The organism is Lacticaseibacillus suihuaensis, from assembly GCF_054785075.1.
In genome coordinates this window covers 148907-173414 of sequence record NZ_BAAGBJ010000004.1, presented here as the reverse complement: position 1 = coordinate 173414, position 24508 = coordinate 148907, and the positions used below count along the sequence as shown (strand labels likewise).

Sequence of the window (24508 nt, the reverse complement as noted above, 5' to 3'; positions counted from 1 at the left end):
TACATTCACGCGCTACACTGGCTGAGTCCGGCAGGACCGGACCAAACTGGGTTTGGGGAGACGAGAGAATGAGAGTGAAACATTGGCAAAAATGGGCCGTGGTGCTGACGTCGGCCAGCGTGTTGGGCGGCTTGGGGGTCACCGCGGTGCCGCACATTCCGGCGGTGGCGGTCAACCGCTCCGCCAAGGCGGTGGCCAAGCAGCTGATCTCGCAACACACCACGAACTTGGCCCCGGGTGTGGCCGAGGAGAAGGATACATACATTAACCAGCGGGGTGAGCAGACCGTCGCGCATACCGTGCGGGTCGACCTGGGCGGCCAGGCGACGATCGCTGCGGCGCTGCCCAACGACGGCACCAAGGTGGGGATGCAGACGGTGCGGGGCATGGCCAACGCCGCCATTGAGCACGGGCAAAACGTGGTGGCCGCGGTCAACGCCGACTTTTTCAACATGGCGACCGGCGAGCCGCACGGCACCGTGATTGAAAAAGGCGTGGAGCTTCACGCCCCGGGCGGCGCCGACCGCTCGTTCTTCGGCATTCGCAAGGACGGCACCCCGGTGATCGGCACCCGCGAGCAGTACCCGAGCGTGAAGGCCAGCCTCCAGGAGGCGCTGGGGTCGCAGAACATCCTGGTGCATCAGGGCAAGGTCCAAGACACCGCGCCGATTTCCAACGACAACGCTGCGCGAACCGCGGTCGGCATCACGGCGGCCGGTGACGTCTTCTTCGTCACCATCGACGGTCAGCAGGCGCCTTACAGCAACGGGAGCTCGATGGCCGACCTGGCGGCCCTGATGATCGAAAAAGGCGCGGTGGAGGCGGTCGACATCGACGGCGGCGGCTCCACGACGCTGGTCACCAGAAGGCCCGGCGAAGACGCCTTGTCGGTGGCTAACTCGCCTTCCGACCGCGAGGAACGCACGGTGGCCGATTCCTGGCTAATCGTGTCCAAGGCCAAGGCGGATCACCAATTCGCCAGCGCGACGGTCGCACCACACCACGGAGTCTACACCCCGGGGTCGCAGATTGCCTTCACCGCCAAGGGCCTCGACGCCTCCGGGGCGACCGCGGCCCTGCCAAGCGGCCTGACCTGGCGGCTGAAGACGCCGGACCTTGGCACCATCGACGCGACCAGCGGCCGCTTCACCGGCAACGGTTCGACCGGCGACCTGACCGTGCAACTGTGCCGCGGCTCGCAGGTGGTCGGCACCAGCACGTTGACCATCGCGGCGCCGGACGCGATTGCCTTCACCCAGCCGGCCCTGTCGGTCAAAATGGGGGCGGTGGTCGACCTCGGCCTTCGTGCGACTTACAAGGGCCGCCCGGTGGTGCTGCACGACGGCGACATCACCTGGCAGTACGACGCCAAGCTCGGCCACATCGACGCGGCCAACCAGCTGCACAGCGCCGCCACGTCGCAGGCCGGAACGGTGGTGGCCACGGTGGCTGACACCAAGCTGAGCGCAACGCTTGGCCTGACGGTGGGGCAGCTGCCAAGCGTGCTGTACGATTTTGAAAACGGGCTGGGTGACTGGCAGTCCAGCACCGCCGGTCGCGGGGAAACCAGCACGGTGGTCGCGACCAAGGCCGGCGACGGGCCGGTGCGGTTCGGCGCCCATTCCCTGGCGCTTCAGTACGACTTTACCAAGGCCCAAACCGGCACGACGCTCGGCGCTTACGCCGGGCCGAGCCAGGCGCTGCGCATCCCCGGGGCCCCGACCGCGCTGGGCATGTGGGTCCATGCCGACGCGGCGGCGCGTGGTTACTGGCTGCGCATGTACATCACCGACCCGACCGGCTCGACCAAGCCGATCAACCTGACCGACCAGAAGAACGGGGTGGATTGGACCGGCTGGAAGTACGTCGAGGCCGAGATTCCGGCCAGTTACGCCGGGCCGTTCACCACCTTCCCGCGGCAGATGATTCGGCTGTTGTCGCTGAAGTCCGGCCTGCCCGGCGGCGGTCCCAAGACCAAGGGAACGCTGTACGTCGACAACGTCCGGGCGGTCTACGGGGCCAACGTCGACGACCTGACCGCCCCGGTGGTCGATGCGATCAGCGTCGCCGATCGCACGTTCCACACCGCCGCCGTCAACATCACGGCGGCCCTGCACGACCCGCAAGACGCCCATGCCACCGGGATCGACTGGCAGCACAACCAGATTTTCGTCGACGGGAAGGACTTCACCAACCTCAAGGATCATTACTCCTACGACAAGGACGGCACCCTGAGCCTGAACGGGCTGCGCTTCACCGACGGCACCCACCGCGTCCGGGTGGTGGCGACCGACGGCTTCGGCAACACAGGGGAGAAAACGGCGACCTTCTCCGTGGCGACCGCGGCCAAAGACACCGCCATCGGCCTGGCCGCCCCGTCAACCGCGGCGTTGGGCGGCACCGCTCACGTCGCCTTGACCGCGGCCAACCCGGCGGCGGTTCGCACGGTCAAGGCTACCGTTCAGGTCGGTCGCGACTTCCCGGTTCGCGGCGTGACCATGGCGCCTGGCGTCACCGGCACCTGGCAGGCCGACCCGGTCGCCGGCACCGTCAGCCTGCAGCTGACCCGCGGCGCCGCGGCCGCCACCAAAACCGCAGCGCCGCTGGCGACGCTTGACGTGGCCGTGCCGGCGACGACGGCGGCCGGCACCGCGCTGACCACCAGCGTGACCGCCGGGACCGTGAGCTTCACTTCGGCGACCGGCCACAACACCACCGGCACCTTCGCCACGGCGCCGCAGACCACGACCATCGAGGCGGGGCTGCAGCTGGCCACGGCCCCACTGATCAGCGGCCGCCCGGGCGTGGTGACCGTCACCGACGCCCTAGGCCAGCCCGTCGCCGGTGCCAAGGTGGCCGCGACCACTGCCGCCGGCAAGCCGCTGGCGCTGGGCACCACCGACGCGCTCGGCCAGCTGAGCAGCGCCGCCTTGACGGCCAAGGCCCAAAAGCTCACGCTGACGGCCCAAAAGGATCAGGCCTACGCCTTCAGCCTCAGCACCCAGGTCTTCGCCCCGAGCCTCACCACGGTGCCGACCAACCTGCTGACCGGCGCCACCGCCGATCCGACCACGATGAAGACCTTCACCTGGATGACCGCCCCCGGCACCGAAAAGGCGATCTTGCAGCTGGCGCCGGTGACGGCCGGAGCTGCCGGCGACCACGCCAAGGCGGCCGAGTTTAAGGCAACCGGCGCCAAGGCGGCTGAGTTTAAGGCAACCGGGTCCAAGGCAATCGGCGCCAAGGCGGCGGGTTCGAAGGCGGCCGCCGGTGATGCGGCCGCGGCCGGCTGGACCGACGTGGCCGGCACCACGCAGCTTTTGACATACAGCGGCGACGGCAAGGCGCTGCAACTGTCCAGCGTGACCGCGACCAAGCTGACGCCGAACACCACCTACCGCTACCGGGTCGGCGACGGGACGCACTGGTCCGACGTTCGCCAGTTCACGACCCTGGCCGCCGTCGACCACCTGACCTTCAACGTGTTCGGCGACACCCAGGTGACCAACCCGGCCGGCCTGGCCGATTTTGATCGGGTGCTGACGGCCATCGAAGGCGCTAAGCAGAAGTCGGACTTCGCGATTCACGTCGGCGACTGGAACGACGATCAGTCGCTGTTCAAGGAGGCTGACATGACCGCGGCGATGTTCAACCGCCACCCCGGCTTCGACTCGCTGGACCTGCTGCACGTGCTGGGCAACCACGAGTACATGGGCGACGACGGCACCAAGTCGGCCGCGATGATGGGGGTGCCGCGGGGCAACGGCGCCAGCGTCAACCCGACCGGGACCTACGCGGTGGATTACGGCAACCTGCACATCGCGACCATCGGCTGGACCGACTCGGCCGCCACGATGAAGGCGGAGATGGACTGGCTGCGGCGGGACATGAACCACAGCGCGGCCACTTGGAAAATCGTCTTGACCCACCAGCCGGTGTACAACAAGAACCCAGCCGACGCCGGGGCCACGCTTTTTCACGACCAGCTCGCGCCGGTCTGCGACGAACTCGGCATCGACCTGGTGTTCAACGGTCACGACCACTCGTACGGCCGCACCAAGCCGCTGGTGGCGGATAAGGCCAAGGCCGGCGGCACCGTCTACGTCGCGGCCGGCCACACCGGCGACAAGACTTACGAGATTGCGCCGACGCAGCCTGACGTCTGGGCCAAGCTGCAGCAAGACCCCGACCAAAAAGTTTACCTGACCGCGCATGTCGCCGGCGATCACCTGCAGCTGCTCGCCCAGCAGCCCGACGGCACCGTGGTCGATGACACCACGCTGGTCGCCCATGCGCTGGACCGCAGCAAGCTGGCGGCCGCCGTCGCCAAGGCTTCGGCCGTGGTGCTGGCGCAGTACGACCCAGCCGGCCAGCCGGCCTTCCAACAGGCCCTGGCCGCCGCGCAAAAGGCGCTGGCCCAGGATCGCCTGGCCCCGGCCGACCGCGACGCGGCGCTGGCGGCGCTGACGACCGCACAAAAGGCGCTGAAGCCGCTGGCCACCGGTGGCGACCACGGCACCGATCAAGGTGGCAGCGATGGCAAGACCGATGGCAAAAATGACGGCAAGGACGACGGCCACACCGGCTCAAGCGACGGCAAGGGCGACGGTGACGGCGCCACCGGTACCGACAACGGTGCGACGCCGCAACCGGGCACCGACGGCCAGTCCAAGCCTGGCCAGCAGCCGGGTCAGGGAACGAATCAGTTGCCGGACCACAAGCCAGGTGCAAAGCCAGGCGCAAAGCCCGGCCAGAAGCCAGGGCAGGGGTCCAATCAAGCGCCAAGCCAAAAGCCCGGTCAAAAACCAGGCAACGGCTCGGCCACCCCGGCCGGTCACGGCCAGGTGGATCCGGCGGCGACCGGTCGCGGTCAGGCCGACCCGGCCGCGGCCAAGCACCAGCAAGGCGCGATGCCGCAAACCGGTGAGGCCCAAGCCCGGGGCCTCGCGTGGCTCGGCGCCGCGCTGCTGGTGGGGCTGGCCGGCGCCACCGCGGTGAGCCGCCGGTGGCTGCAACGCTGGGTCAACTTCCGTGGCAAGTAGCGGGTTTCGCAGGCGTTAGCGCCACGCCGGTTGCCTGACCTGTCAGCGGCCGCACGTCGCGTGGCGCCGCTCCGGCGTAGGGTTCACAAGCCGCCGGCGCCGCCCCGGCGCCAGCCCCGCAGGCCGCAAGCACTGCCTCTCGGCGCCAATTCCGTCAGACGCCAACGGCCGCCCCTCAGCATGTGAGGAGCGGCCGTTTTTGCCGTCGTGAATCAGGTGTTCGGCGTTGGGTTGAACAGGCAGATGTCGTTGTAGATGCCGTACTGCTCGGTGAACGGCTTGGTGGTGCCGGACGCGACGCTCAAAATGGTGTCGCAGATCGACTCGCCCATGTCTTGGATGCTGGTGCCGGCGGTCAAAACTGAGCCGGTGTTAATGTCGATCACATCCGGCCACTTGGCCTTCAGCTCGTTGCGGGTGCAGACCTTCAGCACCGGCAGGGCGGCCAGGCCGTAAGGGGTGCCGCGGCCGGTGACGAAGACCTGCAGCGTGGCGCCGGAGCACATCTGCATGGTGCCGCAGACCAGATCGGAGGCCGGAGTCGCGGCGAAAATCATGCCGCGCTTGGTCGGGATGCCGCCGGGGACCAGCACCTCTTGAATCTCCTGGCTGCCGGATTTGGCGATCGAGCCCATCGATTTTTCAACGATGGTCGAAAGCCCCCCCTTCTTGTTGCCGGGGCTGGGGTTGGCTGAGCGGTCGACATTGCCCTTGGCCAGGTAGTCGTCGTACCAAGAGACCTGCTGCTTGAAGGTTTCGCAGGTCTCGGGACTGGTGATGCGGTTGGCGATGAACGGGACCCCGTCTCGCACCTCGGAGACCTCGGAGAACATCACCGTGGCGCCGGCTCGCACCAGCATGTCGGCGGCATAGCCGACCGAGGGGTTGCCGGAGACGCCGGAAAAGGCGTCCGAGCCGCCGCACTGCAGGCCGATCAACAGCTTGCTCAGCGGCTGCGGGGTGCGGCGCCGAGCATCCAGCCGGGCCAGCTTGACGGCGGCCATTTTGACGATCGCGTCGATCATGCCCTTGAAGCCGTGCTGGGCCTGCAGGATCACCAGGTTGTCTTCGGTGCAGTTCTCCTGCAGCAGCATGGTCGGCTGCAGCTTCTCGCAGCCCAACGACACGCACATGATCTCGCCGCCGAAGTTCGGGTGATGCACCAGGTTTTGCAGCGCGTGAATCGGAATCTCGGCGTTTTCCGCGTTGATCGCCACGCCGCAGCCGTACTGGTGGTTGATGGCGATCACGTCATCGACGTGGGGGAACTGCGGCAACAGGTCCTGCTTGATTTTGGCAATCGCCGCGTTGACGATGCCGATCACGCACTGCACGGTGGTGTGAATCGCCAAGATGTTGCGGGTGCCGGCGAACGGTGAAAAGGCCGGGTCGTTGGCGTAGCCCATGAAAAAGTCCTGCTTGGGCTCGCGAATATCGGTCGGCGACTTGAAGTCCGGGTTGGCGCGTAAGGCGTCAAGCGCTGGGCTCTTGGGCAGGCGCAGGCTGGTTTCGTTGATCCAAGAGCCCTTGGGGTAGTCGCGCAGGGCATAGCCCAGCACCACGCCGTAGCGGCGAATCGGTTCGCCTTTGCCGACGTCCTCTAGGGTGACCTTGTGGGACTGGGGGATGTCTTCTTGTAGCACCAGCCCGGGGTGACCGTCGACCGCATCCCCGCGGTGGCCGGCCGCAACCAGGACGGCCACGTTGTCTTGAGGCGTTAACTGAATGACTTTCATTCCGCGTTCCTCCTAATGGTTTACAGACCAATTGTAGCGCTTGCATCGGCTGACGAAAGGGTCTGGGGACCAGACTTTGGCCGCCGCTTCTGGCCGGTTGCGGTCTGGGGACCAGGTGGCGGTGGCCGGCCGAAGCGGCGGCCCGGCAATGGTCACGACCGACGGGTGCCGGAACCGAGCCCAGCGGCCGGGCGACGGTCGGGTGACACACTGACGGCGGCTGCGGTCGCGGCGGTGGTGACAGGCGACCGGTGGCCGGCCGAGACCACCACCGCCCGGCCACCGCGAACGCGGCGACTCGCGACCTTGACAGTGGCATTTTGGCCACGAGCGTGTAGACTGGGGGCAGGAGGATTAGACCATGACAGCTATGTTTGCGCTTTCTCACGTCGGCTTCGCCCCGGGCGGCCAGCCGATTCTCAAAGACATCAACCTGACCGTGCCGGCCGGGGCCTACTGGACCATCACCGGGCCGTCGGGGTCGGGCAAAAGCACCTTGTTGCGGCTGTTGGCCACGCTTTTGACGCCGACCACCGGCACCATCACCTACGCCGGCCAGCCGCAAGCGGCGATCGCCAAGCCCGACTACCGGCGCCAGGTGTCTTACTGCTTCCAGCAGCCCAGCCTGTTCGGCGAGACGGTGCGAGACAACCTGGCGTTCCCCTTCGCGATTCGCAATGAGGACTTCGACCAGGCCCGGGCCTTGGCGGCACTTGACGCGGTGGCGCTTGATGCCAGCCAGCTGACGGCCAAGGTAACCGCGCTGTCCGGCGGCGAGAAGCAGCGCGTGGCCCTGATTCGCAACCTGCTTTTCAAGCCCAAGGTGCTCTTGCTCGACGAGGTGACCACCGGGCTTGACGCCGACACCAAGGCCTTGGTGCATCACCTGGTCGAGGCGCAAGTGGCGGCCGGGCTGACGGTGCTGTCGGTGACCCACGACGAAACCGAGATCGCGGCGGCCCAGACGCTTGTGACCATCCGCGGCGGGGAGGTGCAGCATGACTAATCTGATTGTGAGCCCGTTGGCCTTGACCTTCGCCATCGTGCTGGTGCTGATCGCCTTGGCGATCAACCTGCACGAGAAAATCGGCCTGGAAAAGGACATGGTGATTGGCGTCGTCCGGGCGGTCGTTCAGCTAACCGTGGTCGGGTACGTCCTGACTTACATCATCAAGGTCGACCGGCTGTGGCTGACCGGGCTGATGGTTGCGATCATCTTGTTCAACGCGGCCCTGAACGCCAACAAACGCGCGGCCGGCATTCCCCACGCCTTTGCGATCAGCCTGCTGGCGATCGGGACCGCGACGATTTTGACCCTGGTGCTTTTGGTGGCGACCCGGGCCGTGCGGTTCACGCCCAGCCAGATTGTGCCGGTGTCCGGGATGATCGCGTCCAACACGATGGTCGCCATCGGCCTGGCTTACCGCAGCATGAACACCCAGTTTCACGACCAGCGCCAAGGGGTGCTGGAGCGGCTGGCGCTTGGCGCCGACCTACGCCAGGCCTCGCGCCACATCGTTCGCGAGTCGATTCGCACCGGCATGGCGCCGACCATCGACTCGGCCAAAACGGTGGGGATCGTCAGCCTGCCGGGGATGATGTCCGGGCTGATCTTCGCCGGGGTCGACCCGACCAAGGCGATCATGTACCAGATTATGGTCACCTTCATGCTGCTGGCGGCGACCAGCATCGGCTCGGTGATCGCCTGCTACCTGGCCTACCCGCGCTTTTACAACGAGGACGAGCAGCTGCGCTAAGCCTGCTTGTGATTGTTCCGTCGGCGATTGCGGCCGGCGGAATTTTTTTGACGGCGACCGTTGACAAATGTAAACCGGACGGTTATCATGAGCTTTGTAAGTTACAGATGTAAACAAAGGAGGTCACTATGCAAGAAATGTCTCGGGCCGAATGGGAGGTCATGCGCGTCGTCTGGACCAAGGGGGCGGCGACCAGCGGCGACATCATCGCGGTGCTGGCGCAAAAGCGCGACTGGGCCGACTCGACCGTCAAGACCCTGCTGCGCCGGCTGGTCGCCAAAAAGGCGCTGGCGACGACCAAGGCCGGCCGCCAGTTCACCTACACGCCACTGATCGGCGAGCAGGCGACGATGCAGCAGGAGGCCGGCGACTTTTTCGCCCGGCTGTGCGATATGAAAAAAGGCGCGGTGCTGACCACGCTGGTGCAAGACACCACGCTGAGTCAAGGCGACATCGCCAAGCTTCAGGCGCTGTTGGCAACCAAGGCGGCCACGGCCCCAAAGCTCGTGGCCTGCAACTGCCTGGGCGACACCTGCACCTGCGAGATGAAGGAGGCAACAAGCAATGGCCAAGATTAGCGTGACCATCGGGGCGCTGGCCCTGATCGGCTTTATCGTCTGGTGGTTCTTCGGCAAGCACAAGATCGCAAGCGGCACGGCGACGGTGAGCGGCGCGACCCAAAGCATCGCCATCAAGGTGATGGGCGGCTACACCCCGGAACACGTGGTGCTGCAACGCGGGGTGCCGGCAGTGTTGACCTTCACCAGAAGCGACCCGTCGGCTTGCCTGGACCGGGTGGTGTTCCCGGATTTTGGTATCAACCAACCGCTGCCGCAGGGCGAGCCCCAGGCGATCACCATCGACACCAGCAAGCCCGGCACCTACACCTGGGCCTGTGGGATGGACATGTTCCACGGCCAGTTAGTCATCGAATAATTCCACGGAGGAAAACAACATGAGTGAAGCAAGTCAAAACGTCAACATCGAAGTCGCAGGCGGCTACCAGCCGCAGGTCGTTGAGCTCAAGGCCGGCGTTCCCGCCACCTTGACCTTCAACCGCACCAGCGCCCAGGGCTGTCTGGATGTCGTGCATTCTAAGCAGCTCGGGTTTGAAACCGCGCTGCCGCTGAACGAACCGCAAACCGTGACGCTGAACACGACGGCGGCCGGCGAGTACGACTTCAGCTGCGGCATGGACATGTTCCACGGCAAGGTGGTGATCCGCTGATGTCGATTCGCACACGGTTTTGGGTCGCGCTGGTTTTGAGCCTGCCGATGCTGGCGCAGATGGTGCTGATGCCATTTGGAATCATGCTGCCAGGCGGCGACTGGCTGGCCCTGGGGTTGACCACCGTGATCATGGCGGTCACCGCCGTGCCGTTTTGGCGCAGCGCCTGGGCCAGCTTCACCAAGCACCACGCCAACATGGACACGCTGGTGGCGTTGGGGACGGCGATCACCTACTTCTACAGCCTCTACGCGATGGCGACCAACCGGCCCGTGTTCTTCGAAACCGCGGCGGTGGTGGTGACCTTCATCATGCTCGGCCAGGTCTTTGAGGAACGCATGCGCGACAACGCCAGCAACGCCGTGGCCAAGCTCGCCAACCTGCAGGCCAAAGACGCCGGCGTCGTTCGCGGCGGCCGGGTGGTGCGGGTGCCGATCGACCAGATTGTGGTCGGCGACCGCATCCGCGTTTTGCCGGGCGAAAAAATCGCGGTCGATGGCGTAATCGTCGAAGGTACCACCAGCATCGATGAGTCGATGGTGACCGGCGAAAGCCTGCCGGTCGCCAAGGTAACCGGCGACCGCGTGATCGGCGCGACCATCAACGGCACCGGTACCGTCGACTTCACCGCCGACAAAGTGGGTGAAGACACGATGCTCGCGCAGATCGTCGCGATGGTCCAAAACGCGCAGAACTCCCACGCCCCGATTCAAAAGCTGACGGACAAGGTTGCCGACATCTTCGTGCCGGCGGTGCTGATCGCCGCGATCGCGACGTTTTGGATCTGGTTCGTGCTGGTCGGGGCCGGCGTCGCCACCAGCCTGATTTTCGCCGTGTCCGTCGTGGTCATCGCCTGCCCGTGTGCCTTGGGGCTGGCGACGCCGACCGCCTTGATGGTCGGCACCGGCCGCGCCGCGCGGTCTGGGATTTTGATCAAGAACGGTGAGGTGCTGGAGGCGGCCAACGGCATCGCCACCGTGGTGTTCGACAAAACCGGCACCATCACCAACGGGACCCCGGTGGTGACCGACGTGATCGGGGATGAGGCGGCCGTGGTCGGCCTCGCCGCGGCCCTTGAGGCGGCCTCGGAACACCCGCTGGCTGCCGCCGTGGTGGCCAAGGCCGAAGCACTCGGCCTGACCGTGCCGCCGGTGGCCGACTTCGCCGCCGTCGCCGGCAAGGGCGTCACCGGCACGGTCAACGGCCGGCCGGCCTTCGTCGGCAGCGCGAAGCTCGCGGCCGATTACCGGGTGCCGCAGGCGTTGGCCGCCCAGGTCCAGGCGCTTCAAGACGCCGCCAAAACCGTCGTGTACGTCGGCGAGAACGACGCGGTCTTGGGCCTGATTGCGATTCAAGACACCGCCAAGGCGACGTCTCGGGCGGCCATCCAGGCGCTGCACGACCGCGGCTTGAAGACGGTGATGCTGACCGGCGACAACCAACGCGTTGCCAGCGCGATTGCCGCGCAGGTCGGCATCGACCAGGTGATCGCAGACGTCCTGCCGCAGGACAAGGCGGCGGCCGTCCAGCGGCTGCAAGCCAGCGGCAAGGTGGCCTTTGTCGGCGACGGCATCAACGACGCGCCGGCCCTGACCACGGCTGACCTGGGCATCGCGATGGGCTCCGGCACGGATATTGCGATCGACGCCGGGGGCATCGTGCTGGTCAAAAACGACCTGCGAGACGTCGCCTTGGCCTTGGCCCTGAGCCAAAAAACCTTCGGCCGCATCAAGCTGAACCTCTTTTGGGCCTTCGTCTACAACGTGCTGGGCATTCCCGTCGCCGCCGGCGTGTTCGCGGCGTTAGGCGTCACCTTGAGCCCCGAGCTGGCCGGGCTGGCCATGGCGGCCTCGTCCTTGTCGGTGGTCACAAGCTCGCTGCTTTTGAACCGCACGAAGCTCGGCGTTCGGCGCCGGGTCGCGGCGTGAGCCCAGGCAACAACGCAAACAGCACCTGGCGTCTTCCAAGGTTGAGCCTTGAAGGCGCCAGGTGCTGTTGTCAGTTCTGGGCTAATTCCGCCAGGTACCGGGTGATGTCTCGCTTGGTCGCGGCGATGACCGCCTGCTTGTCGTTTTCAACCAGGTCCAGGTCCTGGGTGGCGATAGCGGGGGAGGCGGCCATGACCGTCTGGGGATTTTGGGCCGATCTTTGTTTTTGTGGTGTGGTTAGTCGGTAGTGTGGGCGATTAAGTCGGTTGGCGTAATATATAAGCGACGGTAGCGCGGGGGATTGATTGACAGATTGATAGCAATAATGCTATCATATGAACCACATCGCAAAAGGGGTTGGCAGCGGTGTATGAGGTGGTACTTTACGAAGATCGCAACGGGTTTTGCGAGTTTGAGGATTTCCTGAACCAGTTGGACCGCAGCCGGGCGAAGGCCGATCGCGTGATGTTGCGTAAGATTAGCTATCAGATGGGCCTCCTTCAGATGCAAGGCCTGGCACTTGGAATGCCCCACGCCAAGGCGCTAAGGGGTTATCGCTACCCGCTTCACGAGCTGCGGCCGCTGCCTGAACGCGTGTTTTATTCGCCTTGGCAGCCCAGCGCTTATGTGATTTTGAACCACTTTACGAAGCGCCGGGACAAGACGGATCCGCGACAGGTTCAACGGGCCGTGGTGTTGATGACAGATTGGATGAGGCGAAAGGGGTACTGAGATGAAAACCTGGCGGATGGTCAAAAATCAGTTGAGCACTGTGACACCAACGGAACAAAGCATCATTGAGACACTGGCACAGCTGCAAACCGAGCGCCAGCGTTTGGGGTTGTCGCAACGTGACCTTGCCCAGCGCATCGGCATGACGCAGCCGCAGCTGGCCAAAATCGAACGGCTGGATTCATTACCGACACTGGCCACGCTCGGACGATACGCCGCAGGGTTGGGGCTGACCGTCAAGCTCTCGCTGGTCGCCTCGCCGCAGCAGACCAAGGCTGGTGCAAGGGCCGGACGCTGAGGCCACAACTGCCGCCATCCAAACAGGGACCAGTCCGGGTCCGACAACGTGCGATCACGCTGCCGGGCTCGAGCCGGTCCCTGTTTTTGTAGTGCGGTTAGTCGGCGTCACCTTGGTAGACGGTCTTGGCGAGTCCAAAGGCCGACCACGCCTTGGGCCAGCCGGTGTAAAAGGCCAGCTGCGTGATCAAGGCGACCATCTCGGTCTGGGTGACGCCGTGGGCTTTGGCCAGCTTCATGTGGGTCTCCAGCTGCGGGAACAGGCCCTGGGCCATCAGCGCCGACACCGTGATCAGGCTACGGTCGCGCGGCGACAGCTCCTCTTCCTTGGCCCAGACCTGGCCGAACAGCACGTCATCGTTCAGGGCCGCGAACTGCGGGGCAAAGTCGCCCAACGCGTCGCGACCAGCGGTTTGTTTGGCCATCAGTTGTTGGCCTCCAGTGCGTTGTAGTCGGCGTCCGAGACGGCCTCGAGCCACTCCGGGGTGCCGGCGGTGATTGCGAGGTGGGCGAACCAGGAATCCTTGGTCGCGCCGTGCCAGTGTTTGACGCCGTCGTGGGTCACCACCACGTCACCCACGTGCAGCAGCCGCGCCTCTTGCCCGGCCTCCTGGTACCAGCCGGTGCCGCCGGTGACAATCAAGAGCTGGAAGCCGTCGTGGTGGATGTGCCAGTGGTTGCGACAGCCCGGTTCGAACGTCACCTCACCGACGCCGACGCTGATGGCGGGGTCGGCGATCAGCGTCTTCAGGTAGCTGTTGCCGGTGAAAAACTGCGCGTAGTCGATGTTCTCGGCGCCGCGCGGGTAGAGCTTGGAAATTTGGTCAGTCATGGTCTGAGTCCTCCTCGTGGTTGATGCGTTGCAGGTAAGCGGCGAAGGTCTCGGCGGCGTCGATCGTGCCGGCGAGCTTGCCTTGGTACCACGCGACCTTATCGTCCAGCACGGCCAGGTTGTGCTGCAACGCGCGAATCTGGGCCTGGGCCTCTTCCTGCACGTCTTGCAACAGCGTCAGCCGCGCGGTCAGCGTTGCGTCGCCTTGGGCCCGTAGCCGCACGTATTCGCGCAGCTGCGCCATGGTCATGCCGGTGCCCTTCAGGTGCAGCAAAAATCTCAGCCAGGCGACGTCCTCGTCCGTGTAGTAGCGCTGGTCGTTGGCGTCTCGGTGCGGCGCCACCAGCCCCTCTTTCTCGTAGTAGCGCAGCGTGTAGCTGGACAGGCCGAGGTTGGCGGCGAACTCGCCGATGCGATAAGTCATGTGATCACCTCTTGGACTAAGCTACACCTTAGAGTGGACTCGAAGGCAAGGGTAAAAATAGAAAAGTTTGGCCAGTCGTCGCGCCGGTCAAACTTTGGGTCCAGGCTAGTCGAAGTACAGCTCCCGCGGCGTTCCTTGCCGGTAAGCGTCCCAGACGCCTCGCACCACGGCGTTCATCGGCGCTTGGGCGACTTGGGCCAGCGGCAGCCACGCGGTCTCGCCTTCGTTCTTGGTGCCCGGCGTGACCTGGGTGGGGCGTGGCGTCGGCAGCGTGGCCGCGAAGGCGACAATCAGCTCCTTGTTGCCGTCGGTGCGTCGAAAGTTGACCAGCGCGGCCAGCCGCCAGTCGGTGACGGTCAACCCGCATTCCTCCTCAAGCTCGCGGGTGGCACAAGCGGTCAGCGACTCGCCGGGCTCGCTGTGGCCGCCGGGGAAGGTCAGGCTGGGGGCGAACTCGGAGTCGGTTTTGTGCTGAACCAGGAGCTTACCCTGGCTTTGAACCAGGCAAAAGCAGGTGAGCTCGGTGGGGTAAAAACGGTCGGTCATGGCAGTGCCTCCGCAAGTTGAATGAGGCTAGTATACACCGCGAACCGCGGTCGCGCTGGCACTTTTGGCCTTTTTGGGTGATAATGAACAGGAGTAATCACCTGCGTGTCGCAGGTGGCGTGAGGGGGAATTACAATGGAAGAAGAATCAAAGCAGACCTACCAGACGCTGTACCTGATCTTGGCGATCCTTGGGGTCATCACCTGCACCGGCTTTGGCGGCGTCGCCAACATCGCGCTGGCGCTGGTTCTGGCCGGCCTGGCGATTTACATGCTGGTCAAAATTCCGCGGGGGGACAAGAAGCGCCGCACCGCGCTGATCTTGTTTCTGGTGGCGACCGGGCTGCAGATCGTGTTTTTGGTCATCGCGATTTCGTCGGTTCACAGCGTGGTCACCAACCTCAACAACCTGAAAGAAGAGCTCGACGCCTTGTCCGACAAGCAGGCCGTCCAGATGGTCGGCGGCCTGATGGCGTCGATGATTTTCGGCTTCGCCTCTTGGGTGATTCGCATCATCGGCACGGTGTTCGCCTTCATCGGCTACAACCGCGAGAAGAAGCTCGCCTTCGACCAAGAGAACCCAGAGGCCTAACCCGCCAAGGCATTGCGCGACTCTGTAGCACAGCCGCTGGATAACTTGCGCGGTCCCGCGGCACAGCCGCCGAGTAACTTGCGCGGCCCTGCGGCACCTCTGGCGCTGGCTTTAACGGAGCCGGTAGCAACCCGCCGATGGATTCAAGAGAACCGGTGACGGCTCGCCGGCTGATTCAATAGCATCGGTGGCACGTTTACCGCGTTGCGCCGGCGGCCTCACGTGAGCAGTTGCGTGGGGCCGTTTTGGTGCCTTGATGAAAGGAGCCTTTATGATTTACGAAACCAAGCGGCTGGTCGCCCGGCCGCTGACGCAAGCCGACTTGCCCAGCCTGAGTTTGACCTTGCGCGATCCGACCACGATGTATGCCTACGCCCATGGCTTCAGCGAAGCCGAGGTGCAGGCGTGGTTGGCCAACCAGCTGCGCCGCTACCGCGAGGACGGCTTTGGGCTGTGGGCCCTTGAACGCAAAGCCGACGGCCGCTTCGTCGGCCAGTGCGGCCTGACGAAGCAGCAGTTTCTGGGTCAGCCGGTGATCGAAATCGGCTACTTGCTGCAGCGCGACTTCTGGCACCAAGGCTACGCCTGCGAGGCGGCGATCGGTGCCAAGGCCTACGCCTTTTCGACGCTTGCGGTGCCGACGGTTTGGTCGATCATCCGCGACACCAACTTCGCGTCGATGAACGTCGCGATTCGCAACGGCATGCTGGTGCGAGGCCGCGACGTCAAGCACTACTACGGCTTGACCATGCCGCACTACGGCTTTGCGGTTGACCGGCCGTGAGCTTCACAACACGCCAAAATTGGGGTGCCACCTGCAAGATGCGGTGGGGCCCCAATTTTTTTGTTTAGGTCAGCCGGCGACCCTTTTTTGGGGCAAGCAAAATCCCCCGCCGGCTGGCGGGGGATGCGGCGTTGCTTATTTGGCTTCTTGCTGCTGGCCCTTGGGGTGTCGCACGTGCCACCAGTGCAAGGCGAAGGTGGCGGCGAAGGCGACCAGGACGAAGATGCTGAAGAAGGTGTTGGAGATTTCGATGTTGATCATCGGCAGGCTCAGTCCCAGCTTCAAGGCGATGAAGCCGATCAGGATGTAGGCCATGATCAAAAGTTCCGGCACCTTGTCGAGCAGCACGATCATCATCGAGGCGACGAAACGCATGGCGAGAATGCCGATGCAGCCGCCGATCAGGACGATCACGGGATTGTTGTCGATGGCCAGGGCGGTGAGAATCGAGTCGATGGAGAACACGATGTCCAGCAGAATGATCGCGGCCACCGTGCCGGCGAAGGAGCGCGGCTTGGTCAGCTTTTCGGCCTCACTCGGCTGGTTGGGGCGGTGCTGCTCGTAAAAGAAGTGCAGCGACATGTACAAGAGGTAGGCGGCGCCGATCGCCTTGGCCGCCCAGAACTTGATCAAAAAGCTCCCGAGGCCGATGGCGATGAAGCGGAAAACGTAAGAGCCCCACAGGCCGTACATCAAGGCCATGTGTTCCTTGTGCGGCTCCTTCAAGGTGGCCGTCTGGGCGGCGAGCACGACGGCGTTATCCACCGACAGCAGGCACTCCATGATGGCCAGCGTGAGGATGGTCATCAGGCCGCTGCCGGTCATGATGGCGGCATGCCACTCCGCACCGGAGAAGAATGGGGCGTAAAGTTTGATCAGCGTATCGATTCGAGGTTCTCCCTTCTGGTTCATAGGTCATTATACAAAGACTTGACGGCCAGCGGGGAGGTTTTCGTGAAAGGTTATACTTTTTGGTCGGCAACCCGCATTCTGGAAGCGTAAACATGGTCTGGCGACCAGGTTTGGCCGAATTCGGACTTCCTGAAAATGGCCTGGCAACCATCAACCGGCCGCAGCCGGCGTGGTGCCGCGGTGCCGGCTTCCGCCCAAGTTGGCGCGGAGTCACCGGCGAAACTAATAAAACAGTATATGCATAATTTATGCAACAAAAGATAGTGGTCAGTGGAATCGCGGCGAACCGCGCCGGGCCGCCCAGGCGACCGATTGCCACGAAGGGCCTGCCCGGTAACACCGGGGAAGGCCGCTGTAACAGTTTTTTGTAATGAAAATGAAATTTTTGCTTGCAACTAATCGTTCATCCGGTATACTAGATAGTGCCGGCGAGTTTTCAGAAACTTGCCACGTGGCCGATATTCACTAGACAAAATAAACATACAAAATGTAAGCAAGGAGAAATTACCATGAAGAAATTGATCGCACCTGTTCTGCTCACTGCACTCGCCGGCGTTGCGCTGGCCACCGTTAACCCCGTTTCCGCCGCCGAGACCACCGGGACCACCACCGGGACGATCAACTTCAAGGCCGGTGACCTGAGCCTGACCAACGTGACGGCGAAGGCCAACTTCGGCTCCGATCTCACCGTTGCAGGCGTTTGGACCGAGGGTTTCAACGGTGCCGCCGATAACAAGCTGACCGCGACCGTCACCGACTTCCAGGGCCTGGACAACGACAACTGGATGCTGAGCGTGAAGGCCGCCGGCTGGCAGGCTAGCACGGACGGCTCCGCGGCCGGCGCCGCCATTCTCAACGCCAACGCGACGCTGACCGCGACTCAAGGCGACACCAGCGCCAACCTCGCCGATGGCTTCCTGATCGCCTCCGGCACGACCGGCGAGACCACGGTTGAAGACACGACCGTGACCCTCGCCATCCCGGCCAATACCGCCATCAAGGCCGGTAGCTACACCAACACGCTGGACTGGAACCTGACCGCAGCGGCAAGCACCGACCAAGACTAATCATGAAAAAGCAAAACTTATTCCTCGCACTGCTGCTCGGGCTCATGCTCGGGCTGGGGTTGCGAGGCCCAATCGTGCAGGCGGCTAGCCTGCCTTTTTCGGTTCAGGCGCAAACCGGCACGGCGCAGCGCAAAGGGGCCGGCTCGTACTTCGACGTCGTGGTGGCGCCGGGCAAGGCGACGCCGCTGAACGTGGTGCTCAAAAACACGACGGCCAAGCCGGTGAAGGTAGCGGTGCGGTTCCACACCGCGGCCACCAGCGCCAACGGCCAGGTGGATTACGCCGGCACCAGCAAGCCGGCGGCCACCTTGAAAGTTGCGCTGGCCGACCTGGTGACCGGGGCTCACAGCGTGACGATTCCGGCCAAGGGGCAGGTGACCTACAAGGCGACGTTGACCATGCCCAAGACCGCGCTTGACGGCCTGATTGCCGGTGCCTTGACCTTCAGCCCGGCCAAGGCGACCAAGGCGCAAGGCTCGGGGCTGGCAATCGTCAACCGTTACAGCTACAGCATCGCGGTGGTTGCGCGAAACACCGACCGCACCTTCACGCCGAAGCTGACGGCCGGCCGCACCACCATCGCGACGGTGGCCGGGGCCAAAACCGCGACGCTGACGCTGGCCAACACCAGCGCCACGTTTTTGAATCAGCTGGCCGTCACCACCACCGTCAAGAACCTGACCACCGGCAAGACCACCAAGCGCCAGGCGACGGGCATGCAGATGGCGCCCAACTCGCAGTTCGGCTTCCAGCTGGCGCTGCCGGGCGGCCAGGCCGGCCGCTACAAGGTGACCACCGCGGCGTATTACGTCGAAGACGCCAAGGGGGCCTACGTCGGGCCCAAGGGTCAACGCTACCGCTACCGGCTGACCAATGGCCAAACCGTCACCCTGACGGCGAAGGCGGCGGCGGCCCAGGCGAAGGCGACGGCGGCCCAGCGCGGCGGCTGGCCGTGGTTCGTCTACGCCGCCATCGCGGTGTTCGCCCTGCTGCTGGTGGTGATTGCGCTGCTGGTCGTGCTACTATTGAGGCGTCGCAAAAAGTAAGCGCGGCTTCCGCTAACAGTCGTCGCGATTCTACGAAAAGTAGTCGCGGTTCTACGAAAAGTAAGCGCGGTCTCCGCTCAAAGCGTCGCGGCTTCGGCAAGAAGCAGTCGCGGCGCTACAATCAGTAATCGCGGTTTCCGTTGATGGTCGTCGCGGTGCCACGAAAAGTCAAGCTGCGGCGTCGCCCAACGCAATCGCGGAGCCGCACCGGTAAAGGAGGTCGGGCATGCACAGACTGAGCCGCATCATCGCCGCACTGACGGTTCTGTTCGGGCTTTTGGCCTTCGCCCGACCGGTGCAGGCCGCCACTGCCGCGGATTACGCCGGCAACACGCTGGAGACTTACGGCATTCCAGACGCCGTGATTGAGGTGGTGCTGGCCAACAGCACTTACGCCGACGGCCAGACGCCACGTGAGCGTGGCCAGCAGCCGGCAACCTTCACCATGGCCGACGTCGCGCAGCTTGCGACCTTCAGCCTGGCAGAGCGCAGCGTGGCGGCCAGCGGTGCGGTGGTTGCCACGCCTAGCGCCACCGTCAGCAACTGGGTGGCCGGCCTGGCCCAAGGGGCGACCGGCTACGACGTCAGCGAAAACATTTACAACCAGGTGCTGATCGCCGGGCAGTCGGACCAGGCGCTGGCCGACAACGCCCTGAGCTACGACGGCAAAACGGCGGCCGTGCAGTACCACCCGCCGTTTAACATGCTGATGCTGGTGGCGGCTTCTGCGACCAGCGCGACCACCGTCGACCTCACCGGGGTGACCGAGCGCATCGGCGATTCGAGCCTGGCCCAGCAGCTGATGAGCCTGTTCGACACGCCGCGGCTGCCGCACCTGACCACGCTCATGCTGGGGCACAACAACCTGGGGATGCTGGATTATTCGCACGTGGCAGACACCTTGCTCAACGCCACGGCGGCTCAGCGCATCACCACGCTCGACTTGAACACCAACCGCATCCTGCAGCTGGCGTGGGACCGCGAGTTCGCCGCGGTGAAGTACGTGACCAACCTAAACCTAGCCGGCAACGCGGTGCTGTTGATCTCAAGCACCCTGAATTCGATGCTGCAGACGGTGATCACCAACGCCGGTAACTCCGACCTCAGCGACAGCAACTTGGATGTCGGCAACTGGAACACGATCATCTACATCCTGAACTTGGTTAACATGGATACCGGTAGCCTGAGCCTGTCCGATCAAAGCGTCAACGCGATCGTGTCGGCCACCGCCAACCCGTACAGCGGCATTCCCCAGATGAACGACCACGCGGTCAGCGTGTTTTTGCCGCAGATGACCGCCGATTCAATTCAAAGCCTGCTGGACAACAACGCGAATCTCTCCGCCGCCACCCGCCAGGCGCTTCAGGACCGGCTGGTGCAGCTGCAGCAGCCGGCGGCGACGCTGGCGGTCAGTGGCACTTGGAACTTCGGCACCCTGACGCTGGGCCAGCTGCCAAGCGCGGTCACCAGCACCGGGCTGGTCAGCCTGGCCGCGACCCTGCCGGCCAACAGCAGCCTGACCGTCGCCATCTCGCCGTGGCAAAACGCGGCGGGGGCGAGCTTCGCCGGGGCGCTGACGCTGCCGGCGGTGAGCGGCCTGTGGGGGACCACGGTGCTGGGCCGAACGCCGCAGACGTTGCTCACCAACACCGGCACCGCAGCCATCACCGTGAGTCGGTCCGTCGGTAACGTGAGCCTGCAGCTGCCGGACCAGACGGCCGTCACCGCGACGTCGTACTCGGCCACCGTCAACTGGAGCATCGTCAGCGGGGTCTCGGCCACCGCCAACTGAGTCTTGTTCAAGGACCGCCGCCACCGCAGCGGTCCTTTTTGGCGGCCCCTCAAAAATTCCTCAATTAATGTAGATTAATTCACAACTAATCGGCATAATCAAAAGTGATGGGCGGCCGACTCGCCCATACGGAGGAACGACATGAGCAAACACCATCAACACCGCCGCCTGCGCTGGGACCGCGTCGCCATGGCGGCCGGCTGCACCGTCTTGGTCCTCAGCCTGCTGGGCTGGGGCGTTCACACCATGGTGGCGCCAGACGACGGCCTGGACGAGCCGGCGACGGCGGCCAAGGCCGAAACGGACGCCAGCGCCGAGACCGCAGACAGCAGCACCACCACGGCCAGTAGCGAGACGGCCAAAACCGCGACGGTTAAGAAGGCCGCCGCGACCACTGCGCTGACGGCGGCCCAGGTGACCCAGCGGCAACGAAACATTCGCACCAAGCTTGCGGCCTACCTGAAGGAGGTCGGCGCCAGCGGCAACGTCGCCGTCAGCTTCTACAACTTGAGCCCCACCGCCGGCAGCGCCGCGGCCAAGGCCAAGACCGCCGCGGTTTACCAGCAAGGGGCGCTTGCGGCCAACGTCAACGGCACCACCAGCTGGACCGCCGCCAGCACCTACAAGCTGTACATCACCGCCTATCTTTTTCACCAAGTCGAAAGCGGGGCCCGGACTTGGACGAGCGAGGACGAAACCGGCTTCACCAACATGATCGTCAACTCGGCCAATGAGTACGGCGAAGCCCAGCTGTACCGCTACGGCGCCACGGCGATGAACGCCTACTTCGCAAGCCTCGGCGTCGTCAGCCCGGTGTTCGGCAATGGCATCGCCAAGACGACGGCCAACGACCTGGTCACCGTGCTGCGGCGCATCGCGCTGCGCCAGGCGCCGTTCGCCACGGCCAGCCTGGCCAGCAAGCTGACCGGCGACATGGCGACGCAGGTCTACCGCGACGGCATTCCCGCCGCCGTGGCAAGCCTGACGCCCAAGGCCGTGGTGCAAGACAAGGTCGGCTGGCTGGAATCGACCGACAACGACGCGGCGATCGTCACGCTGCCCAACGGCCAGCGCTACCTGCTGGCGGTGTTGACCACCAACCAGGACTACATGGACTGGTCGCTGGTCCAAACCATCGCGACGCGCGTCCAGCAAATCGTGTACGGGGACTGAGCCGCCGTCCGGAACCAGAGCCGGTTGGCGACCGGCCGGAGCCGTGAGTCGGCGCCGGCCGCGGAATGAACGGGCGGCGACTCATCGCGCGAGCCGTTGCCCAACCACGCGAGCGTAAAAGTTGACAGCCGCCGTGGCAGGGCTTACATTATAATCAGATGATTGTCAACGGGCAGGGAAAACGCTGCGGCCGCAGCGCTTGCAACTCTACTGCTTAGGGGGAAGGTCCGGGACATAAGCATTCCCAGTACCCCCACCCATGCCATGCTGAACCAGGCAACAACGTCGACGTTTTCGCGCAACGGCCTCCTCCGATTGGGGCCGACCACCAGGGTGTGGACCACCACCCACCGGCCGCTCATTGGTCCGCCTACTCGCCATGCGAGGTAGCTGCGGCGGGGCATTGACCGGTGGCTTGTCCCCAGGCACCGCGCAGCAGCGCGGCCGCCGCGGGGCCATCGGCACAAGAACGCAAGTCACCAACAAAAACAACCGAGGCCGCCGCGGGTCTGAACCCGCGGTGGCTTCGGCGCGTCCGGCGCAGCGATGCGCCGGATTTTTGAGTGACGAAACGCCAAAATCCCGGTGCTGCCAACCCGTTCGGGTCGGTCGCACCGGGATTTGATTTTGGCCGTGGCTCAGGTGTGGCTCAGGCGTTGGCGCGAACCGCCGCGATCAAGAAGGCGGCGGCGGCGCCGGCCAGCGTGTCGTAGTAGGCGCCAAAGCGGCTGTCGCCCTCGTACATGGCCATCAGGTTGCGGTGCATAGCCGGGTCGTACTTGCGCCACATAATCTCAAGCCACTGGCGGTGCAGGGTGCAGACCTGCTGGCCTTGGGGGCCGGCGGGAGCGGCGCTTGAGGCGATGGCCTGGCGCAGCGCCTGGGCCAGCTGCTGTTCGATCGCCTGGGCGCGGTTGTAGGTGGCCTCATCGAGGCCTTTGAAGTGGCGGTCGGCGGCCGTTTTTTCATCCGGCCCCCACTTGGCCAAGACCTCCTGGCCGTACTCGGCGTCGTTGTGGGCGAGGGCCGCCTGCTTGAAGGCGGTGAATTTGGCGGTATCTGTCATCGGTTGTCCCTCCTGATTGGTGAGTGTGCTGTCCAGCTCGGCGATGAGGTGCCCCAGCGCCTGCCGTTGGGCGACCAGTTTGGCGCGTTGGGCCCTCAGCGCCGCAACCCGGCTCGCGGCGTCGCCTTCCAGCAGCGCGGCGACGCTGTTCAGGCTCAGGCCAAGCGCCGTGTAGAAGCGAATCAGCTGCGCCGCATCGGCGTCTTGACTTGAAAACAGGCGGTAGCCGTTGGCCGCGACCTGCGGGTGCAGCAGCCCGAGCCGGTGGTAGTAGCGCAGGGTGCGAGGCGTCAGGCCGGTCAAGGCGGCGAACTGGCTGGTGGTGTAAGTGGGCATCTCATTCCTCCGTTCGGGGCCGGGTTGGCCCCACTCAGTAGCATAAGGGCTGACGCGGCGTCAGGGTCAAGGGGTGATTGCCCCAAAAATGGGCGGCGGTTGCGCGACGGCCGGTCGCCGGCGGTGGTGCGGCGGTTTCGGACCGGCAAGGCGCGACGCCGCTGCGACCTCGGGCAGCGGTTGGTCCGAGGTCGCCGGCCGGTCCGTGGCCGAGCCGCCCGACCGCTCGCCGCCCGACCGCTCGCCGCCCGACCGTTCGCCGCCCGACGGCTACGGCGTCGGCGCGGTCGCCTGCTCGCGGTAGGCCTTGGGGGACAGGCCGATGGTTTTTTTGAACAGCTTGGAGAAGTAGAAGGGGTCGTGGTAGCCCAGGGTCGTCGCGACCGCCCCGACGCGCATGTCGGTCAGGCGCAGGTAGCTGCAGGCGCGGTTCATGCGCGACTCGATGAACAGCTCGATCGGCGAGCGGCCGGCGTACTGGCGAAACAGCTGGTTCAGGTAACTGATCGAGACGCCGGCGTGTTTGGCCAAAGCGGCCGCGGTGAGGTCGGTTTCCAGGTGGCTGTTCATGTAGGCGATGCAATCGGACACCAGCTTGGCCTTGAGGTCTTGAACCGGCGTATTTTGCATGAAGTAGCTTTCGGTGATGATCAGGGTCAGGTAGTTGGAGGCGCAGATCAGATTGGCAATCGAGACCTCCTGCTCAAGCAGGGTCAAGAGCTCCGAGAAGTGCTGCTCGATTCGCGCCTGCTTGGCCGCGCCGAGGTGCAACAGCTTGGTCCTGTCGGTCGCCTGAATCTGGGCGAAGGTCTGGGAGGCAAAGTGAAACCACATGATGGTCCAAGGCGCCGTCGGGTCGGCGAAGTAGCGGTGCGGCGTGTTGGCCGGGATGAAGCAGATGGTGCCGGCGGTCATCGGGTAGGTGGTCCCGCCGAACTCGACGGTGCCGCGGCCGGCGACGCAAAACAAGAAGATGGTCTGGGCCGCCCCGTGCGGCCGCTCGCGGTAGTGGAACCGGGCGGCGGGGTAGTAGCCGATCTCCGTGATGTAGTTTTGATTGACCAGCGCGTGGTCCAAAAGTGCCGCCGAATCGCGCATCGGCAACAGCAAGTAGCGCTCGCCGGCAAAGCCGGCCCTTTTTTGAATCGTCATGCGATCACCTCGCGCCCTTTATACCGCGAGAGTGGCGGATAGTCAATGCTTTCGGCTGAAAGTGCAT

Annotated in this window: 24 protein-coding genes; 15 read left to right on the top strand and 9 right to left on the bottom strand. The window is 64.6% G+C overall.

Features of this window, described 5'->3' with window-relative positions; genetic code table 11:
* The first annotated feature begins 68 nt into the window (after positions 1-68).
* Positions 69-5042, top strand: a complete 4974-nt coding sequence (locus tag ACYVRZ_RS05435) for a phosphodiester glycosidase family protein (RefSeq protein WP_461225512.1) — start codon at positions 69-71, stop codon at positions 5040-5042.
* 212 nt (positions 5043-5254) lie between these two features.
* On the opposite strand, the gene ACYVRZ_RS05430 is transcribed toward ACYVRZ_RS05435, so the two are convergent.
* Positions 5255-6778, bottom strand: coding sequence for a UxaA family hydrolase (locus ACYVRZ_RS05430; protein WP_461225510.1), 1524 nt, complete (start codon positions 6776-6778; stop codon positions 5255-5257).
* Between the two features lie 361 nt (positions 6779-7139).
* On the opposite strand from ACYVRZ_RS05430, the gene ACYVRZ_RS05425 reads away from it, so the two are divergent.
* The 6 genes from ACYVRZ_RS05425 to ACYVRZ_RS05400 all read left to right on the top strand — a co-directional run bounded on the left by ACYVRZ_RS05425 (position 7140) and on the right by ACYVRZ_RS05400 (position 11691).
* Positions 7140-7784 carry an ABC transporter ATP-binding protein gene (locus ACYVRZ_RS05425; RefSeq protein WP_461225508.1) on the top strand — a complete coding sequence of 215 codons (645 nt, stop codon included), beginning with the start codon at positions 7140-7142 and terminating at the stop codon, positions 7782-7784.
* The gene (locus ACYVRZ_RS05420) at positions 7777-8535 is read left to right on the top strand and encodes an ABC transporter permease (protein WP_262315126.1); all 759 of its coding nucleotides are present in this window, start codon (positions 7777-7779) and stop codon (positions 8533-8535) included. Before ACYVRZ_RS05425 ends, ACYVRZ_RS05420 begins: the two co-directional genes overlap by 8 nt.
* A gap of 128 nt (positions 8536-8663) precedes the next feature.
* Entirely contained in the window at positions 8664-9113 is a 450-nt protein-coding gene (locus tag ACYVRZ_RS05415; RefSeq protein WP_461225506.1) for a CopY/TcrY family copper transport repressor, read from the top strand.
* Positions 9100-9471, top strand: a complete 372-nt coding sequence (locus ACYVRZ_RS05410; protein ID WP_461225504.1) for a cupredoxin domain-containing protein — start codon at positions 9100-9102, stop codon at positions 9469-9471. Before ACYVRZ_RS05415 ends, ACYVRZ_RS05410 begins: the two co-directional genes overlap by 14 nt.
* 19 nt (positions 9472-9490) lie before the next feature.
* Positions 9491-9763 (top strand): cupredoxin domain-containing protein, encoded by a 273-nt coding sequence (locus tag ACYVRZ_RS05405; RefSeq protein ID WP_461225502.1) that lies wholly within the window; start codon positions 9491-9493, stop codon positions 9761-9763.
* Entirely contained in the window at positions 9763-11691 is a 1929-nt protein-coding gene (locus tag ACYVRZ_RS05400) for a copper-translocating P-type ATPase (RefSeq protein ID WP_461225500.1), read from the top strand. Before ACYVRZ_RS05405 ends, ACYVRZ_RS05400 begins: the two co-directional genes overlap by 1 nt.
* A 70-nt stretch (positions 11692-11761) precedes the next feature.
* On the opposite strand, the gene ACYVRZ_RS05395 is transcribed toward ACYVRZ_RS05400, so the two are convergent.
* On the bottom strand, positions 11762-11884 hold the full coding sequence (locus tag ACYVRZ_RS05395; RefSeq protein WP_461225498.1) for a hypothetical protein: 123 nt from the start codon (positions 11882-11884) through the stop codon (positions 11762-11764).
* A gap of 173 nt (positions 11885-12057) precedes the next feature.
* Between ACYVRZ_RS05395 and ACYVRZ_RS05390 the strand changes: the two genes are divergently transcribed.
* Together ACYVRZ_RS05390 and ACYVRZ_RS05385 are read left to right on the top strand one after the other, a co-directional pair.
* Positions 12058-12423, top strand: a complete 366-nt coding sequence (locus tag ACYVRZ_RS05390) for a type II toxin-antitoxin system RelE/ParE family toxin (protein ID WP_461225496.1) — start codon at positions 12058-12060, stop codon at positions 12421-12423.
* Position 12424: 1 nt separating this feature from the next.
* Complete coding sequence (locus ACYVRZ_RS05385) at positions 12425-12721, top strand: helix-turn-helix domain-containing protein (RefSeq protein ID WP_461225494.1); 297 nt, start codon at positions 12425-12427, stop codon at positions 12719-12721.
* A 97-nt stretch (positions 12722-12818) separates the two neighbouring features.
* Here the strand turns inward: ACYVRZ_RS05385 and ACYVRZ_RS05380 are convergent, their stop codons facing one another.
* The 4 genes from ACYVRZ_RS05380 to ACYVRZ_RS05365 all read right to left on the bottom strand — a co-directional run bounded on the left by ACYVRZ_RS05380 (position 12819) and on the right by ACYVRZ_RS05365 (position 14522).
* Positions 12819-13145 carry a carboxymuconolactone decarboxylase family protein gene (locus tag ACYVRZ_RS05380; protein WP_461225492.1) on the bottom strand — a complete coding sequence of 109 codons (327 nt, stop codon included), beginning with the start codon at positions 13143-13145 and terminating at the stop codon, positions 12819-12821.
* Positions 13145-13552, bottom strand: coding sequence for a cupin domain-containing protein (locus tag ACYVRZ_RS05375; RefSeq protein ID WP_461225491.1), 408 nt, complete (start codon positions 13550-13552; stop codon positions 13145-13147). Before ACYVRZ_RS05375 ends, ACYVRZ_RS05380 begins: the two co-directional genes overlap by 1 nt.
* Entirely contained in the window at positions 13545-13976 is a 432-nt protein-coding gene (locus ACYVRZ_RS05370; protein ID WP_461225489.1) for a MerR family transcriptional regulator, read from the bottom strand. The genes ACYVRZ_RS05375 and ACYVRZ_RS05370 overlap by 8 nt, the downstream gene beginning before the upstream one ends.
* Before the next feature lie 105 nt (positions 13977-14081).
* Positions 14082-14522, bottom strand: a complete 441-nt coding sequence (locus ACYVRZ_RS05365) for an NUDIX hydrolase (protein ID WP_461225487.1) — start codon at positions 14520-14522, stop codon at positions 14082-14084.
* Positions 14523-14657: 135 nt separating this feature from the next.
* Here ACYVRZ_RS05365 and ACYVRZ_RS05360 point away from each other — a divergent pair, with 135 nt between their 5' ends.
* Complete coding sequence (locus ACYVRZ_RS05360) at positions 14658-15113, top strand: hypothetical protein (RefSeq protein WP_461225485.1); 456 nt, start codon at positions 14658-14660, stop codon at positions 15111-15113.
* Between the two features lie 271 nt (positions 15114-15384).
* Positions 15385-15897 (top strand): GNAT family N-acetyltransferase, encoded by a 513-nt coding sequence (locus ACYVRZ_RS05355; protein WP_461225483.1) that lies wholly within the window; start codon positions 15385-15387, stop codon positions 15895-15897.
* 135 nt (positions 15898-16032) lie between these two features.
* Here ACYVRZ_RS05355 and ACYVRZ_RS05350 read toward each other — a convergent pair whose 3' ends face one another.
* The gene (locus ACYVRZ_RS05350; RefSeq protein ID WP_461225481.1) at positions 16033-16809 is read right to left on the bottom strand and encodes a TerC family protein; all 777 of its coding nucleotides are present in this window, start codon (positions 16807-16809) and stop codon (positions 16033-16035) included.
* A gap of 509 nt (positions 16810-17318) precedes the next feature.
* On the opposite strand from ACYVRZ_RS05350, the gene ACYVRZ_RS05345 reads away from it, so the two are divergent.
* The 4 genes from ACYVRZ_RS05345 to ACYVRZ_RS05330 all read left to right on the top strand — a co-directional run bounded on the left by ACYVRZ_RS05345 (position 17319) and on the right by ACYVRZ_RS05330 (position 21887).
* A complete protein-coding gene (locus ACYVRZ_RS05345; protein ID WP_461225479.1) occupies positions 17319-17876 on the top strand; it encodes a hypothetical protein in 558 nt (185 codons plus the stop codon).
* 2 nt (positions 17877-17878) lie between these two features.
* Positions 17879-18922: a DUF916 domain-containing protein gene (locus ACYVRZ_RS05340; protein ID WP_461225477.1), complete on the top strand. Its 1044-nt coding sequence runs from the start codon at positions 17879-17881 to the stop codon at positions 18920-18922.
* Positions 18923-19148: 226 nt separating this feature from the next.
* Positions 19149-20714: a hypothetical protein gene (locus ACYVRZ_RS05335; RefSeq protein WP_461225475.1), complete on the top strand. Its 1566-nt coding sequence runs from the start codon at positions 19149-19151 to the stop codon at positions 20712-20714.
* Between the two features lie 141 nt (positions 20715-20855).
* Positions 20856-21887: a serine hydrolase gene (locus ACYVRZ_RS05330; protein ID WP_461225473.1), complete on the top strand. Its 1032-nt coding sequence runs from the start codon at positions 20856-20858 to the stop codon at positions 21885-21887.
* Positions 21888-22536: 649 nt separating this feature from the next.
* Here ACYVRZ_RS05330 and ACYVRZ_RS05325 read toward each other — a convergent pair.
* On the bottom strand, positions 22537-23289 hold the full coding sequence (locus tag ACYVRZ_RS05325) for a MerR family transcriptional regulator (protein WP_461225472.1): 753 nt from the start codon (positions 23287-23289) through the stop codon (positions 22537-22539).
* 270 nt (positions 23290-23559) lie between these two features.
* Positions 23560-24441, bottom strand: a complete 882-nt coding sequence (locus ACYVRZ_RS05320; protein ID WP_461225471.1) for an AraC family transcriptional regulator — start codon at positions 24439-24441, stop codon at positions 23560-23562.
* Positions 24442-24508: the final 67 nt, after the last annotated feature.

Coding starts and splice junctions, on each gene's coding strand:
- ACYVRZ_RS05430 (WP_461225510.1), bottom strand. CDS start 6,778: ATGAAAGTCATTCAGTTAACGCCTCAAGACAACGTGGCCGTCCTGGTT.
- ACYVRZ_RS05410 (WP_461225504.1), top strand. CDS start 9,100: ATGGCCAAGATTAGCGTGACCATCGGGGCGCTGGCCCTGATCGGCTTT.
- ACYVRZ_RS05320 (WP_461225471.1), bottom strand. CDS start 24,441: ATGACGATTCAAAAAAGGGCCGGCTTTGCCGGCGAGCGCTACTTGCTG.
- ACYVRZ_RS05405 (WP_461225502.1), top strand. CDS start 9,491: ATGAGTGAAGCAAGTCAAAACGTCAACATCGAAGTCGCAGGCGGCTAC.
- ACYVRZ_RS05425 (WP_461225508.1), top strand. CDS start 7,140: ATGACAGCTATGTTTGCGCTTTCTCACGTCGGCTTCGCCCCGGGCGGC.
- ACYVRZ_RS05420 (WP_262315126.1), top strand. CDS start 7,777: ATGACTAATCTGATTGTGAGCCCGTTGGCCTTGACCTTCGCCATCGTG.
- ACYVRZ_RS05375 (WP_461225491.1), bottom strand. CDS start 13,552: ATGACTGACCAAATTTCCAAGCTCTACCCGCGCGGCGCCGAGAACATC.
- ACYVRZ_RS05330 (WP_461225473.1), top strand. CDS start 20,856: ATGAGCAAACACCATCAACACCGCCGCCTGCGCTGGGACCGCGTCGCC.
- ACYVRZ_RS05350 (WP_461225481.1), bottom strand. CDS start 16,809: ATGAACCAGAAGGGAGAACCTCGAATCGATACGCTGATCAAACTTTAC.
- ACYVRZ_RS05355 (WP_461225483.1), top strand. CDS start 15,385: ATGATTTACGAAACCAAGCGGCTGGTCGCCCGGCCGCTGACGCAAGCC.
- ACYVRZ_RS05325 (WP_461225472.1), bottom strand. CDS start 23,289: ATGCCCACTTACACCACCAGCCAGTTCGCCGCCTTGACCGGCCTGACG.
- ACYVRZ_RS05340 (WP_461225477.1), top strand. CDS start 17,879: ATGAAAAAGCAAAACTTATTCCTCGCACTGCTGCTCGGGCTCATGCTC.
- ACYVRZ_RS05365 (WP_461225487.1), bottom strand. CDS start 14,522: ATGACCGACCGTTTTTACCCCACCGAGCTCACCTGCTTTTGCCTGGTT.
- ACYVRZ_RS05385 (WP_461225494.1), top strand. CDS start 12,425: ATGAAAACCTGGCGGATGGTCAAAAATCAGTTGAGCACTGTGACACCA.
- ACYVRZ_RS05345 (WP_461225479.1), top strand. CDS start 17,319: ATGAAGAAATTGATCGCACCTGTTCTGCTCACTGCACTCGCCGGCGTT.
- ACYVRZ_RS05380 (WP_461225492.1), bottom strand. CDS start 13,145: ATGGCCAAACAAACCGCTGGTCGCGACGCGTTGGGCGACTTTGCCCCG.
- ACYVRZ_RS05370 (WP_461225489.1), bottom strand. CDS start 13,976: ATGACTTATCGCATCGGCGAGTTCGCCGCCAACCTCGGCCTGTCCAGC.
- ACYVRZ_RS05335 (WP_461225475.1), top strand. CDS start 19,149: ATGCACAGACTGAGCCGCATCATCGCCGCACTGACGGTTCTGTTCGGG.
- ACYVRZ_RS05395 (WP_461225498.1), bottom strand. CDS start 11,884: ATGGCCGCCTCCCCCGCTATCGCCACCCAGGACCTGGACCTGGTTGAA.
- ACYVRZ_RS05400 (WP_461225500.1), top strand. CDS start 9,763: ATGTCGATTCGCACACGGTTTTGGGTCGCGCTGGTTTTGAGCCTGCCG.
- ACYVRZ_RS05415 (WP_461225506.1), top strand. CDS start 8,664: ATGCAAGAAATGTCTCGGGCCGAATGGGAGGTCATGCGCGTCGTCTGG.
- ACYVRZ_RS05360 (WP_461225485.1), top strand. CDS start 14,658: ATGGAAGAAGAATCAAAGCAGACCTACCAGACGCTGTACCTGATCTTG.
- ACYVRZ_RS05435 (WP_461225512.1), top strand. CDS start 69: ATGAGAGTGAAACATTGGCAAAAATGGGCCGTGGTGCTGACGTCGGCC.